General features: G+C 45.1%; 9 protein-coding genes. 2 read left to right on the plus strand and 7 right to left on the minus strand.

Translation table 11 applies throughout. The features are described 5' to 3' along the window. Positions 1-15: 15 nt before the first annotated feature. Together NG821_RS09620 and NG821_RS09625 are read right to left on the minus strand one after the other, a co-directional pair. Positions 16-1,512 carry a polysaccharide biosynthesis C-terminal domain-containing protein gene (locus tag NG821_RS09620; RefSeq protein ID WP_252761450.1) on the minus strand — a complete coding sequence of 499 codons (1,497 nt, stop codon included), beginning with the start codon at positions 1,510-1,512 and terminating at the stop codon, positions 16-18. A gap of 44 nt (positions 1,513-1,556) precedes the next feature. Next, positions 1,557-2,786, minus strand: coding sequence for a nucleoside recognition domain-containing protein (locus tag NG821_RS09625; protein WP_252761451.1), 1,230 nt, complete (start codon positions 2,784-2,786; stop codon positions 1,557-1,559). A 347-nt stretch (positions 2,787-3,133) separates the two neighbouring features. Between NG821_RS09625 and NG821_RS09630 the strand changes: the two genes are divergently transcribed. Both NG821_RS09630 and trhA read left to right on the plus strand, forming a co-directional pair. Then, positions 3,134-3,499: a DMT family protein gene (locus NG821_RS09630; protein WP_252761452.1), complete on the plus strand. Its 366-nt coding sequence runs from the start codon at positions 3,134-3,136 to the stop codon at positions 3,497-3,499. Between the two features lie 163 nt (positions 3,500-3,662). Then, a complete protein-coding gene (trhA, locus tag NG821_RS09635; protein WP_252761453.1) occupies positions 3,663-4,319 on the plus strand; it encodes a PAQR family membrane homeostasis protein TrhA in 657 nt (218 codons plus the stop codon). Positions 4,320-4,354: 35 nt separating this feature from the next. Here trhA and NG821_RS09640 read toward each other — a convergent pair whose 3' ends face one another. The 5 genes from NG821_RS09640 to NG821_RS09660 all read right to left on the minus strand — a co-directional run bounded on the left by NG821_RS09640 (position 4,355) and on the right by NG821_RS09660 (position 14,396). Further along, positions 4,355-7,528 (minus strand): efflux RND transporter permease subunit, encoded by a 3,174-nt coding sequence (locus tag NG821_RS09640; protein WP_252761454.1) that lies wholly within the window; start codon positions 7,526-7,528, stop codon positions 4,355-4,357. 2 nt (positions 7,529-7,530) lie between these two features. Then, positions 7,531-8,409: an efflux RND transporter periplasmic adaptor subunit gene (locus tag NG821_RS09645; protein ID WP_252761455.1), complete on the minus strand. Its 879-nt coding sequence runs from the start codon at positions 8,407-8,409 to the stop codon at positions 7,531-7,533. Between the two features lie 2 nt (positions 8,410-8,411). After that, positions 8,412-9,698 (minus strand): TolC family protein, encoded by a 1,287-nt coding sequence (locus NG821_RS09650; protein WP_252761456.1) that lies wholly within the window; start codon positions 9,696-9,698, stop codon positions 8,412-8,414. Between the two features lie 26 nt (positions 9,699-9,724). Further along, positions 9,725-11,023, minus strand: coding sequence for a phosphatase PAP2 family protein (locus NG821_RS09655; protein ID WP_252761457.1), 1,299 nt, complete (start codon positions 11,021-11,023; stop codon positions 9,725-9,727). A 586-nt stretch (positions 11,024-11,609) separates the two neighbouring features. Next, a complete protein-coding gene (locus tag NG821_RS09660; RefSeq protein WP_252761458.1) occupies positions 11,610-14,396 on the minus strand; it encodes a TonB-dependent receptor in 2,787 nt (928 codons plus the stop codon). Positions 14,397-14,552 lie beyond the last annotated feature (156 nt).

The following is a 14,552-nucleotide window of genomic DNA, read 5'->3' on the forward strand; positions in this document are numbered from 1 at the left end:
TTTTTGGGGTTATTCTTATGATTTTCTGAAGTGCTTTCCGATAACGGGTAGTGCTGACAGGGGGAAGTCCCGCTTGATGGTGATGAAGATATAGAGGATGATCAGGACCGTATTGAGGATGAGGGCGATCGACGTATGCAAGTGTGCATTACTCAAACTGATGCATACGAACAGAACTACAGCGAGGAGGATATAAAAGGCAATGTCTTTGATCGGGTAAGAAATCGGATAATATTTTTGTCCGAAAACATAGGAGAGGATCATACTGATGGCATAAGATGCGAATCCTGCCCAAGCGCATGCCCAGTATGAGAATCTCGGTATGAGCAGAATATCCATCGCGATCAAGACGAATGCCCCTATACCTGAGAAATAGGCCCCCCAAATGGTGCGGTCTGTGAGTTTGTACCAAAAACTTAGATTGAAGAAGATGCCGAACATGATTTCTGCTGTCATAGAGATCGGTACGATCTCAAGTCCTGCCCAGTAACTTCTCCCTACAATATAGCGGAGGATGTCCATATACCCCATTACGCAAAGAAAGGCGAGCAGCGTGAAGATGATATAGAACTTCATGGCTTTGGCATAGGTTGCCTTGTTGTCTTTTTCCCGCATCTTGCCGAATACGAAAGGTTCATAGGCATAGCGGAAAGCCTGAGTAATCATCATCATGATCATCGCAATCTTGATACAGGCCCCGTAAATACCGAGTTGCATGCGAGCGTCAGCGACAGAGCCATTGTAGACATAAGGGAAGATGATCTGAGATGCACACTGGTTGAGTTGGCCTGCGATACCCATGATGAGCAGAGGCCAAGTGTAAGACAGCATCTTCTTACAGATGTCGCCGTTGAAACCGTATTTGAAACCCTTCAACTCTTTGCCGAGCATAAGCAGTGTCGCGAGAGAGCAGCATAAGTTGATGTAGAAGACCCAGACGACATGCAGGGTGAAATGGGCATCGTAAATGCCGAAGAGATTGATCTTCAATAAAGGCAATACGACCAGATAGAGAATGTTCAATACAATATTCAGAGAAATGTTGAATACCTTCAGCATCGCGAATTTGACGGGTCTGTGGGCATAGCGCAGATATGCAAAGGGAATGGCTGTAAACGCGTCGATTGCAACGGTCACAAACATGACCAGAACATATTCCGGATGATCCGGATATTTCATCAAAGAGGCTATGGGCTCATTGAATAAGGCGATGATGATTGCAAAGAGAAGAGAGGTGAATCCTACTGTCCTGAGGGTCGTGCCGTATACTTTCTTGGGATCGACGCCATCTTTGTTCATAAACCGGAAGAAGGTCGTCTCCATTCCGTAGGTCAGGACAATGATGAATAGGGCGACATAGGCGTAGACATTTGTGATAATGCCATATTGACCGCCTGCAGCATTGAATTTTGCCGTTTGTATAGGTACCAGCAAATAGTTGATGAAGCGTGCGGCAATGCTGCTCAGACCGTAGATAACTGTATCTTCAGCCAGTGATTTTAGATTTGCCATATTTGATAATGATTCTTGTTATTCGTTTCCTGTTGACAGCCGCTTCACCCGAAGAAAATATAGGCGATCGTGATAGCGGCAAGAACTCCTGCTAAATCGGCTATAAGCCCGCAGGCTACTGCATGCCGTGTATATTTGATACTGACACTGCCGAAATAAACTGCTAAAATATAAAAGGTGGTATCTGTAGAACCTTGGAATATACAACTCAGACGACCGACGAACGAATCGGGACCGTAATTCTTCATTGCTTCCAGCATCAAGCCTCTTGCTCCGCTCCCTGAGAGTGGTTTCATCAGTGCTGTAGGCAAAGCCCCTACAAAGTTTGTGTTGAGGCCTAACTGTTTGACACACCATGCGATACCGTCAATGAGCATATCCATGGCTCCTGATGCCCGGAATACACCGACCCCGACAAGTATGGCTACCAGATAGGGGATAATCCTGACGGCAGTATGGAAACCTTCTTTGGCTCCTTCGATGAATGCATCGTAAACATTAATTTTCTTAATGAGTCCTGCCAGGATGAAGAGCACGATAACTGTTATGAGTATCAGGTTTGAAGCTACTGAAGTAACGGTTGCCATGGTGGTTTTATCCATTTCTCCGAATCCCCAGATGACGATTCCCACAAAGGCTACCAAGCCTAAGAGGGTCGTTAATAATACGGGTTGAAGAATGTTGATTTTCTGCCAGAGGGCAGTGACAATGATACCGGCAAGTGTAGCTACAGTAGTAGCCAAAAGAATAGGAATAAAAACATCAGTAGGATTAGCTGCTCCGTATGAAGACCGGAAAGCCAGGATTGTCGTGGGAATAACGGTTAGTCCCGAAGTGTTTAGTACCAGGAACATAATCATCGGGTTGGTAGCAGTGTCCTTCTTGGAATTAAGTTCTTGCATTTGTGCCATTGCTTTCAGACCTGTAGGAGTCGCTGCATTGTCTAGACCGAGCATATTGCAGGCGATGTTCATGAAAATGGAACCGATGACAGGATGATTCTTCGGGATATCAGGGAAGAGTTTTGAGAAGATTGGACTCAATATGCGTGCGAGAACTCTGACGATGCCTGCCCGCTCTCCAATCTTCATGATACCCAGCCACAGAGCCAAAACACCTGTCAGGCCCAAAGAGGTCTCGAAGGCGGTCTTGGAACAGTCGAATGTAGCATTGACTATTTTCTGGAAAATGGTCGCGTCACCCATCAGCAACTGGACTATCCCGAATAGGAATGCAATGACAAAAAATGCAATCCAAATGTAATTCAGTACCATATAGGGCACAAAATTACGAAATTTATTTCACAGTAGTATCTTTTGTGTGAATTTATTTAGTGTCTACCTGTTGGTGGAATTAAATTCATCAAAGAATGTGTAAAAAGTCGCGCCTGCCGCTGATTTCTTGACACGCAAATTCATCTTTCCGGACCCTAAACGAACCTCGATTGCAAAGTGAAGAATTTAATAACTGCCTAGATCAGTGCCCTGACCGCTTCACAATTGGAATGACAGTTCTTGTGTTTTAGAAAATCAGTAACCGATTCTCTGGTTTCATAAAGAAGTTGTATCTTTGCCCACTATAATGTGATGCTTGAGGATTCTTAGTTGAGAAAATAGCTGATATGAAGGGTATATATACAATTTTACTTCTGGTTTGTAGTAATTTCTTTATGACATTGGCTTGGTATGGACATCTGAAGCTGCAACAGATGGGTGTAACGAGTAATTGGCCATTAATTGGGATAATAGCCTTATCATGGTTGATTGCCTTTTTTGAATATTGTTTTCAGGTTCCTGCCAATCGTATTGGTTTTATAGATAATGGAGGTCCGTATTCTCTGGTACAATTGAAAGTAATACAGGAGGTGATCAGCCTGACGGTTTTTACCATTATTACAGGTTTTCTTTTTCAGGGCGAAGGCTTGCATTGGAATCATGCAGTGTCTTTCTTTTTTTTGATAGTAGCTGTGTATTTTGCTTTCAAGTAAACCTGAACAGGGAATCTACATTTAGAGTTAGAGGATGGCGTTTTTATGTTGAGTATAGATCTTGTTACCTTACTGCTTGTTCAATTAAATAGTGGTAAGTATATATCATGAGATAATTTTGAGATAGAAAATAAATTTGTAACTTGCGCCATAATTTAAGAATATGGGGATGAAAATACATTTCTCACATAAAGAGGAGTTGTGGAACTCGTGGTCGCATGCAGCGGGCATCGTTCTGGGTGTAATTGCAGGGACAATTTTCCTGACACAGTGCCTGCGGGCCGGAAATGGATGGGCCACGGCTGGAGTCATCTTATATCTGTTTGGTATGTTGGCTTCGTATCTAGCCTCCACCATCTACCACGCGTTGTCCGCATATTCTAAATGGAAAGAAAAGTTGCGCAAATGGGACCATTCGGCAATTTACTGGCACATTGCAGGTTCTTACTCCCCAATAGCGCTGATTGTACTGCGTGAACACGGTTATTGGGGATGGGCTATATTCGTATTCGTATGGGCATGTGCCTTGGCAGGAACCCTCATCAGTTTCATTCATCTTAAAGACCACAGCAACTTAGAGACTATCTGCTTTGTGGGGATGGGCATGAGTGTGCTGGTAGCTTTCAAACCTCTGATAGACAGCCTCTCTCTGGCAACCTTACTATGGATTGTGGCAGAGGGCGTAAGTTACATCACGGGGGCTGTATTTTACAGTCTTAACAAACGGAAATACATGCACACAGTATTTCACTTTTTCGTTCTTGGGGGGTCAGTGTGTCACATCCTGGCCGTGTGGGGCATTCTGACACAGTATTTGTAAGACATATTTTCAGATTTTCTCATACAGGCTGCTAGTTACCTTCCTGTAGCCATAAAGTGGCCTTCTTGCCGTTCCTCCTGTTCGGAAAACTTGCGATTGATGAGTAAGATTAGACAAGGCAGGACTATCAAGAGCAGTGGTAATCCCACAATAAAGCCACCGATGACGGCAATGGCTAGCGGTTGTTGCATCTGTGCACCCAGTCCTATACCTAGCGCCAGCGGTGTAAGCGCCATGACTGCACTGATGGCGGTCATCAATTTCGGTCGTAGACGCAAGGCAATGGCATAGTCGACCGATTCTGACACTGACCCTCCACGGGCGCGGTTCATATCGTATTGATTGACAGTGAAAATAGCATTCTCTGCGATAATACCTACCACCATGATGATGCCTGTATAGCTGCTCACGTTGAGAGGCGTACTAGTAAGCCATAGAGCAATGAGACTGCCACCTGCACCTATCACAGCGGTAAACAGTACGGTGAGGGAGAGCAGCCATTCACGGAATAGAAACATCAGAATAGCGAAGACTGAAAGCACAGCTAGTCCAAGGATGACTGCGAGTTCCTGAAAAGACTGTTGCTGTTCGACATAAGCACCACCATATTGCAAGGTGTAGCCCTGAGGTAGGTTGAGTTGTTTGGCGAACTTCTGTTGTAGGTCAGCCACAGTTGAACCAAGATCACGGCCGTCGAGACGTGCAGTCAGTGTAATGTCGCTCTTCAGGTTCTCGCGTTTCTGCTCTATCTCACCGGGTAGTACCGTCGCTTTGCAGAAGAAACCCATTGGGCGCATGGTACCATCTGGCAGAAACACAGGTTGCCGTAGTACTTTATCAGGGGTATTATCAGAAAATGGTGTAAAGCGCAACAGGATGCGGCGCATTTGTTCACCATCTTGTATTGAGCCAATTTGCAGGCCACCGGTCATGGCTGTCTGTGAGGGATCGGGCTCAATGACATTGTTGCTTTCAGATAAGGGAATACCACCCACATAGCACGATAACTGTTCACTGAAGTCGTTCATGGCGATACCATATTGTGCTAACCGCTGTTCGTCAGGAGTGTAGACAATAGAAGTTCCTGTTGATACGAGACCATTATCGATATCCACCACTCCGGGAGTCTTCTTCATGATATTCTCAGCCAGTGTAGCAAGTTGTTGTAGTCGTGTGTAGTCATCGCCGAAGATTTTTACTTCAATAGGTTGTGGTGTACTCATTAGGTCACCTAATAGGTCACTGATGCGTTGGCCGAAGTCAATGGTCATCAAAGGTACCTTTGCATTAATTTTCCGGCGCAGGTCGCTGATGACCTGAGGTGTAGATTCCTTATGGTTGGGCTTAAGTTGGATAAGATAGTCGCCGAAGTTGGATGGTTTGACGCTGAATGACATTCCCAGTGCAGTTCGCCGCGAGTATGTTTTCACTTCCGGGTGGCTCATGATGATGCTTTCCATCTGGCGGCACAAGCGGTCTGTCTCATCAATGTCTGTACCTGAGGGTGAATGATAATCAAGCACGATAGAGCCTTCGTCAAGTTCAGGCAGGAAACCTGTAGCCACTTGCCGGTAAGACACATAGCCACTGATGACGACCATCGTTACGAAAGCCCCGGCCACTAGTGAATGCCGGTAGAGGCATGTTAACAGTCGCACGTGCTGGATTGCTTCAGCAGCCATCTCTTCCTGTGTCTTATCTGGGTGACGGGGTTTGAATATTGTGTGGTTGGTCAGTGCGAGATAAAGGGTAGGTAAGAGTAGCCACGTGACAAAAAACGAGGCTATCAGTGTGAGTTCTATCGTGGTGGTAAGGTCACGAAAGAAAGCCCCGGCCAGACCGCTCATCAATCGAAAAGGGAAAAAAATAACGATAGTAGACAGCGATGAAGCTACCATAGCGGGGAAAAGGTTGTGGACAGCATCTTTCACCACATCGATCCTAGACTTGTCAGGATGTTCCTCCTGTTCACGGTAAATTTGTTCTATAATGACCACTGCGTCGTCAAGCACTAGTCCCACTGAAGCTGCAATGGCACCGAGTGACATGACATTGATCGTGATGCCCGACAAATCTACGAGAAAGATACTAAAGCAGAATGTGACAGGGATAGATAGGATGACAGCCAGACTCGCACGCCAGGAGCGCAAGGCAATGATCATGACGATGATAGCTAGTATGAGCCCCTCGATAATGGTTCGTACAGTACTGGAGATGCTTTTCTCTACGAAGCCTCCTTGATTATAGTAAGGTTTTAACTCATAACCTTTAGGGAGAGCCTGCTCAACCTCTTTCTCCTTCTGCTCTACGTCTTTAGAAAAAGTGAGAAGATTCACACCAGGCTGCTTGACCAAATCTACGAGCACAGCATCGTCTCCATCAGCATTAATTTTCAGGAATTCCTGCTGGTTCTGTACTTCCACATGCGCCACGTCCCTGAGGCGTACGGTACGGTTCTGATTATTGCGCAGAATAGTGTTTTCTATCTGTTGTACGGTCTTGATGCGTGTGTCGGTAAGAGTGAGATAGAGTCGGTGATAGGCGGATATCTGACCATTGCTCTCAATGAAATTCGTGTGTTGGAAGACCTGCTTGATGTCCTGTGGTGTCAAGCCGAGGGCCGACATACGGTTGACCTCAGGCACAATGACAAACTCTTTGGCTCGTCCTCCGTGTACCACAACGTTACTGATGCCGTCCACCTGAGAGAAAAGAGGACGGATAATAAGGTTGGCTACGTCACGCATTTCAATCTGACTGTGAACTTTGCTCTTGAGTGTATAACCATAGACGGGAAAAAGAGACTGGTTCATTACTTCGGTCGAAATGACCGTACCTTGCGGAAGGAAACCTTTAATCTCGTTGATACGGCTCTCTAACTGCGCTTTTTGGGCATAGATGTCCAGTCCCCATTTGAAATAAACTTCTATAGTACAACTGCCACGGCTGGTGCTGCTCTTGACAATGGTCACACCTGGTACCTTCTTCACTGCACTTTCCAAGGGCTTGGTGACAGTGATCATCATGCGGTCAACAGGTTGTTGGCCGGCATCTGCAATGAGCGTGATGCGTGGGAACTGTACTTCGGGAAACAGGCTCTTCGATGTATTGAGATAGCTATATACACCAGCCAGCAGCAACAGAATACCCACGAAGAGGATGGGCTTCATATATTGGCTGTGCATACTCTTCTTTACTTCCTTTTTCATACCTATTTCACGGTTACAAGTGCCCCGTCTGCAAGTTCGTAGGCACCATTGAGAACAAAACGGTTACTGGGGGAAAGGTGTGGTGAGAGAATCTCTACTTGGTCTTTTTTATGGTTGCCCACCGTCACGTTCACTCGCTCTACGGTGCTGTCAGTGACCATGCGCATAACCCAGAAGTGAGTCATATTGTCATCGCTCTGTACTGCTGCTATTGGTAAAATCTGATGGGCTGACTGTCGGCCCGAAGAGAGTGTGAAATGTGCACCAACCTGCAGACCTGCAGGCAATGCCAAACTTGGTTCATGCACCACGTAGTCGATAGTTTGGTCACTGCTATCCATATTCATCATCGGAGAGGATAGAGTAGCATGCAATTGGCGACCATCTGGTAGAATTAAGGTACAAGGAGTACCTTGATGGATGTGGTGCGTATATTCAACAGGTACTTTGACGCAAAATACGAGACTGTTTAGGTCGGTTAGAGAACAGACTACGCTGCCTTCGGTCACATAACTGCCTGTTTGCGGGCTTACCGACATAACTATCGATGCGTGCGAAGCACGTACCGTCTGCGGTACTACCTGCAGACCTAAAGCTTGTTGTTCGGCACTGACCATTGAAAAGAGGAAAACACCGCGGCCCACTCGCTGTCCAGGATGAATGGGCAGGCTGCGAATGTAGCCATTTACGGGTGCAGTGATCTGTATGGTATGTAGATATTCGGTCACGGCCTGCAATTCTATCTGCTGTCCGATGTTGCCGTTTTCCACGTGGGTAAGGGTCACTTCTGTATGGGGCTTGAGTGTTTGAGCGGTGTCTCCACTCTGCTTGCAACCTATCAGGAGAGACAAAGTGAAAAGAAGAATTAAAGAATATTTCATGATTACCAATTCCAATAATTATACGTGTTGACTAATAGACTTCTGTTGATATTTAGTTCATTAAGCGTGCCCATTTGTTTCTGGTAACTGTGGAGTACGTTGACATAGTCTATTGTCGATCGCCGTCCGGCCTGCACCTCCTTGGCATAGTCGGTCAGCAGTATGTGGTAGTCGTCTAGTTGTCGCTGTGCTGCGGTGATGCGCTCATCCTGTATATGAATGAGCAGCGTGAGCTCATGAAGCCGTGTCTGGCGCATGTTTTCAGCTTTTTCGGCCTCGTAATCTGCGGTGGATTGCAACAACCTCATCTGTCGTTGGCGGTGACTTAGTTGTTTCCCATCGGATAGAGTACAAGAGAAGTGTAGTCCCACACTGGCACCCCATCGCTTATAAAGGTCGTGATAGGTGCCCGTCTGCACACCTGCATCAGCATAGAGCGATAGCTGAGGCAGGTAGAGGTTGCGGTAACAGTTGTAGTCAGCCTGTGCCTGTTGCGATTGGAGATGGTATTGATTAAGAAAGGAGGAGGTTTGTATTTGCGGTAAGTATGACTGAATGGTCACTGACTGCAATGCAAGTGACGATCGTGTTGAAGTATCGCATAGTCCACAGAGAGCATCAAGTTCGGCTCTGTGTTTTATCCATAGTTGCCTTGCCGCCTGTGCTTGATCGGCTAAGTTCTGCTGTTCGATGTGAAGCAGTCGCGTATCGGCAGGACTGCCCAGACCCTGTACCGCAAGACGGGCGACAATATTGGTCTGATGCACTAATATGCTGTCAATGGCACGGAATGATCTCTCGTTCTCTTGATCTAATAAGCACAACAGATACTGTTCTGTCACCTGTCTATCCAGCTCATGAATAGTCAGTCTGATATGGTCATCGGCGACAGCTTGGTTGGTGCGCAACCGCTTCTGCTCATCGCGTAGGGGGCGCTCACCCGTCAGCGGCTTCATCCACACAATGTCCATATTAGCATGACTGCTTGTCTGTCCAGGGTCATAGCCGAAATATCTATCGGCGCTCTGCGCGTCAATCTTAAACTGGGTATGACCATTGTCTGTGGTTATAATGGGCACAAAGAGCAGATCACCCTGTAGTTCCACCCGAGCATGGGTGTAAAAGGCTTCAAGGCGAGCTATTTCCTCATTATCCATCGTTTTTTTGTTTTGAGTGGCTACAATCAGCGGACTGTTCTGATACGCCAGGTGCTGGAACTCATCCAGTGACTGCTGGGCCAGAGCCATAATGGGCTGGACTAGCAGCATAATGGCTATAATTCTTTTCATATTTTCATTTTACTACGAAGTTTTGTTCAGAATCTGAAGGAGATTCTTGCTCCCAGCGTGAGCAGGTGAAGATACTCTCCGCTGTATTTGCTGGCGGGTGCTTGTAGTGTATAGTCAAGAAAAAGGCTTCCTGCCAGGTGAGTTCGGATTTGGTAGTCGATATCAGCTCCTGTTCCCGCCATCAATCCCTCTTGCTTACCTGTATAAACACCTGAAATATTATTTTTTAAATATTTTACTTCACCGATTAAGAGTTTACTGCTGATTTTCCAGCGAACTGTAAGCGGATAAGAAAAGTAAGGGCCGATTCCGACGGAATAGAAATCAAACGTTGATTCAGGTGCAGTCTTGTCGTTGAGGATATATTGCAGGTTGGAAATAGATCCTCTTCCTCCTATACCCATATAAGGATTCCAGAACCAGGCACCTTCTAGCCCGATAGTTGTTCCTGTAGAAGTCTTCAGACTGTGTTCCTTATCAAGATCATATTTACTCAAAGGCATATTAAATCCCATGTAAAGTCCAATAAAGGATGGCTTTTGTTGGAAGTAGAGGGGGCTTTCCCAGGGTTGTTCGGGAATGTCCAGTCCTTTATTTTTGCAGAGCAGATCCGCCAGCCAGTATCCCATTTCGGTGGATAGAATGCCGATGCCTGCACCAACCATTACGTCACTTAGCCAATGCTTGTTATTTGCCATTCGCATCAGTCCCGTTACTGTAGCTGCGCTGTATGCGCCTACGCTTACCCAGGGACTGAGATAACCGTATTCCTTGCTGAGCATAGTTGCTGTCATGAAAGCGGTAGCAGTATGGCCAGAAGGAAAACTTTGATGATCAGACCCGTCCGGGCGTGTCACCTTGATGGAGTGTTTTAATCCTTGTACCGTACCGGCCATCAATGCTGTGGAAAAGGCATCACTGACCAGCATACGCCCCCAGGAGCTGCGGCTTTCTATGCCACAAGCTTTCATTCCTAGGAGGACTGCGGCAGGAGCAAATTGGGTATAGTTGTCGAGTGTCCGGTGAAACTTGGGCATGAAGTCATTGCGTAGTTCTCTGAATTTGGTGTCTTGGTGTTTTTCAATGAGTCCGCCGATAATGAGCGGTACTCCCAAGTAGGTAGATTGGAATAAATGAGTCTGGGAAAAGTGGTCTATAAAACCTTGATGTCGGAGAGTGTCTCTGTCCTGTAAAGTATCGGCCTCCTTCTCCTTTCCAGGTAATGGAATGCAAAAAAGTAGAAAGAGGAAGAGAGAGAAAAGTACCCTATAGAACTGTCTGTTTCCTGTCAGTTGTCGCTTAATGTATTTCAGATCTATGACCATATTTCAGTTTTTGATGAATTCATTGGCAAAAATGAGATGTGATTTAGGAGAAAGTCTGGTTTATCCTACATTTTGCGTGATAAGATGAAAGGATTTTCTACAATGAGTTGCGCATGAAGGGGATAGAATGTTGATGTGTGCATGGTCAATTCCATGTAATTGTATGATACTTTTGTGGCATCATTTGTAAAATTTCGTAGAATGAAAGCAAATCTAGTCATGATGCAAATGGACGATTCCAAGGAGATCATTGCAGAAGTATTGGGAACATGGTTGGCAAAAACCTTCTAGCAGAACAGTCCAAAGAAGTACAATAAGGAAGAAAAGTTGTCTTTACTACGAGAGTGTCATATCTTTGCTTTCAGGTAAAGTCAATTTGTTATCAAAGTATATTTAATGAATTTTTTCCTTTTGGTAGTAGGTTCTGAAATATGGTTGTTGCATTTACCAATTTCATAGATAAGGATATTCTTACATGTTTTGGATGCAAAATCTATTATAGGCAATACTTTCTTGCATCTGTAAATGGAGTCAAGTTCGTATGGAATAATAAATGTTAGATTGTCATATCTTATAAGGTGAAACGTTAGTTGGATTGTTTGGGATTTACATTGAATCTCCAGGCGAGGGAGAGCATCACGTATCGTGGGAGGGAGTTCTGCCATGTCTCCGTGCGGCCCTGTGCGTTGACGGCGTATTGGGTGTTGGAGAGTTGGTGCAGAAGATCGAAACCGCAGATCTTTGACACGAGTTTGCCTTTGAGAAAACTGCGTGTGAGCTGGGCATTCCATACCCAGTCGGTGGTGTTCATCTCAGTTGACTGATATCCACGGCGGGCATACATAGTCATGTCGGTAGTAAGGCTGAACTTCCATGGCAGAGCCACCTGTGCATTCATTCCAATGTTGTAGTCGCTGGCCTTGATATTTTCGAAACCATCGCGATCGCTTCTTATAATATAATAGTTGCCGCCGGCATGGAAGTAGAACTCATAGTTGTCGTTGGGACGGAAGTTGAGCTTCAGGTTGTCGCCTAGAAGGTAATTATGAACGATGCTGCGCTGACTCTCCGTATAACCATCGACGGTAGCAAGGTCCACGCTATGATTGTAGTTTGCCGATATTTGATTGTCGATGGTCCACAGGCGTGCTTTGTCGATAGTCTGGGTATAGCCAAAACCGATGTTTGCACCCCAGTTGCCATTCACACTCTGTGGTTTGATGGTTGAAATACCCGTACTCTTGTCAAATGTAAGGCCGAAAGCCACCCCGTTGTCGGTCTGGTTGTAGCCTGCACTGATGTTGAACATTCTTTGTTGGCTGCCTTTATATTGTAAAAAACCATCAGCATGATAGCGATGAATATCACGCAGCGTACTGTTGCCGAGTCGTATGTTGAGCGGGTCGCTGTCATCCCGATAGTCCACCATGTTGGTGAGGTCGGGGAAGTCGGAATTGATATTGGCACTATAGTTCCATGACCAGTGGTTGTTCTCGTGGTTGATGCTCAGAGATGGCTCGAAGAAGATTTTGTTACGGCTTACGTCATGTCGGCCAATGCGTTCGTAGTAGAGGTTCGCGTTGATAAAACGAACGGGCAAGTTGAACTTGATATCAGCGCCAAGGGCATTCACGTGAATGTTCGTTCCATTTAGATTTATTGTGTGTACATTTCTGTATTCGTGGAAGTTGTAGCTATTATCATCATCCATTACCTGTGCCAGTTCATCTACAACAGAGGGTAAAACATCAAAACGAGTAGAGTCGTACCCCGAGAGCTTATCAAGACGGTAAAGCAAATTGTCCGACTTGTTGAATGTATATTTATAATCATAACCAAGTTTCACACTTGCAAATCTGAGGCAATAGTCGTAAGATGCACCTCCGTTAATAGTGAAATGCTGTTGCATCTGGTCACGATAATAGTTGCGGTAGTCACGTGCCGATGTGCCTGAAAAATATTGCACATCGTCCAATGAAAATGTTTTTTGCGTATTGTGGTCGTAAGAAACCCCGAAATTAACTCTTATCATGTCTGCAACAACTTTGAGACCTCCTTCACTTTTAAAAGAAAGGGTGTAGTCCTTGGATTCGACACTATTGGAGGATAGTACGTCGTTGAGAACCGATGCAGAATCTGATGTGGTGGACTCACAGCTACCGAACCCCTTGTCTCTGTCATAGGAGAAGTCAAGGAAATTGAGGGTGTATAGCCTACCGTCTAGTGCATTGTCCTGAATCATGAATTGGTTGTTAGAAATGATGTGATCAGAGCTACTTGTTGCAAACGATTCGCTGTGCTTGTAGGAGTCGCCTGTTGGGAGAAATGTCCGGGTGTTGCTGATACTTTCAACGTCACTACCTATATGACGATAGGTATTACTGGTGCTGAAATAGTTAGTCGGACTCCCCATGAAATTCCTATACCATTGTAATCCAAATTCCTTTTTTGCAATGCGACCATTTGGGATGCTTTGTGGAGAGTTGTCCCCTTCGAGGGCGGCACGCTGATTTAGGTTGATATTATTAATGTCGACTATGATGTCAAACTTTTCTCTATCGGAGAACTTTGTGCCCATTGCCTTTAGGGAATATCTACCGTTGGCACCTATGCCACCTTCCATGTTGCCCATGTAACTTTGGGAATATTCCTTCTTCAATCGAACATCCATTACATAGGTTTTGTCGTTCATGTCGCGTCCCATGATATTTGATGCTGCACCTGACTTGCTAAAAACCTTTATCTTTTTAACGGTATAAGCTGGGAGATTCTCAAGTGCCAATTGAGGATTTCCGGAAAAGAATTCGTTTCCATCGACGAGTAGACTCTGAATTCGTTTGCCATTGACAAATATCTGTCCATCCTTGGTCATTTTTGATCCCGGGAGTTTAGCAATAAGCGCATCGAGCATACTTCCTTCTGCGAGATTGAAGGCATCGGCATTGTATACTATAGTGTCGCCGCGCATAACCATTTTTATCTTTGTGGCAATGACGGTTACTTCTTTCAGTTGCCGAATCTTAGTCATCCTGATTGGCTTCGGAAGCAATGCAAATTCGCGATGGCTTTTGAGTTCACAATTCGTATACGCGTCTTCATATCCTATACGTTCTGCTTTAATAATATATTTGCCAATTTTGGTTATTTCAAATTTATAATAACCATTATCTTCTTCTCCTTCGGTCATACAAGTGCCTAACACAGTACTATCATTCGTCATTAAAGTGACGAGCACGCTATCTACCCCGTTATTATTGAAATTGTCAACAATATGCCCTTCGATAGAATGATTATAGTCCTTGCTCAATACTGGCAGAGATACCATCACGGCGAAAAATAAAATAAGTAGTTTTGTAGACAAATGATTCTGCATAAATATAAATTCTTTGAAGTCAAAGTGATGAGGGTGTGTCAAAAGATACATCCTCTTTTTTGTTTCTCATTCTCAGTTATCTTTGCCATTTACTGTCAGGCTGCGATTTTTCCATCGCACATGATCAATTGCAGTGTATTCTGCCTCAGACAAGTC

The sequence above is a fragment of the Segatella cerevisiae genome (assembly GCF_024054555.1).
GTDB classification, from domain to species: domain Bacteria; phylum Bacteroidota; class Bacteroidia; order Bacteroidales; family Bacteroidaceae; genus Prevotella; species Prevotella cerevisiae.

Excerpts from the sequence above, each read along its gene's own strand:
- NG821_RS09620 (WP_252761450.1), bottom strand. The coding sequence starts at position 1,512 with ATGGCAAATCTAAAATCACTGGCTGAAGATACAGTTATCTACGGTCTG.
- NG821_RS09655 (WP_252761457.1), bottom strand. The coding sequence starts at position 11,023 with ATGGTCATAGATCTGAAATACATTAAGCGACAACTGACAGGAAACAGA.
- NG821_RS09645 (WP_252761455.1), bottom strand. The coding sequence starts at position 8,409 with ATGAAATATTCTTTAATTCTTCTTTTCACTTTGTCTCTCCTGATAGGT.
- trhA (WP_252761453.1), top strand. The coding sequence starts at position 3,663 with ATGGGGATGAAAATACATTTCTCACATAAAGAGGAGTTGTGGAACTCG.
- NG821_RS09640 (WP_252761454.1), bottom strand. The coding sequence starts at position 7,528 with ATGAAAAAGGAAGTAAAGAAGAGTATGCACAGCCAATATATGAAGCCC.
- NG821_RS09625 (WP_252761451.1), bottom strand. The coding sequence starts at position 2,786 with ATGGTACTGAATTACATTTGGATTGCATTTTTTGTCATTGCATTCCTA.
- NG821_RS09650 (WP_252761456.1), bottom strand. The coding sequence starts at position 9,698 with ATGAAAAGAATTATAGCCATTATGCTGCTAGTCCAGCCCATTATGGCT.
- NG821_RS09660 (WP_252761458.1), bottom strand. The coding sequence starts at position 14,396 with ATGCAGAATCATTTGTCTACAAAACTACTTATTTTATTTTTCGCCGTG.
- NG821_RS09630 (WP_252761452.1), top strand. The coding sequence starts at position 3,134 with ATGAAGGGTATATATACAATTTTACTTCTGGTTTGTAGTAATTTCTTT.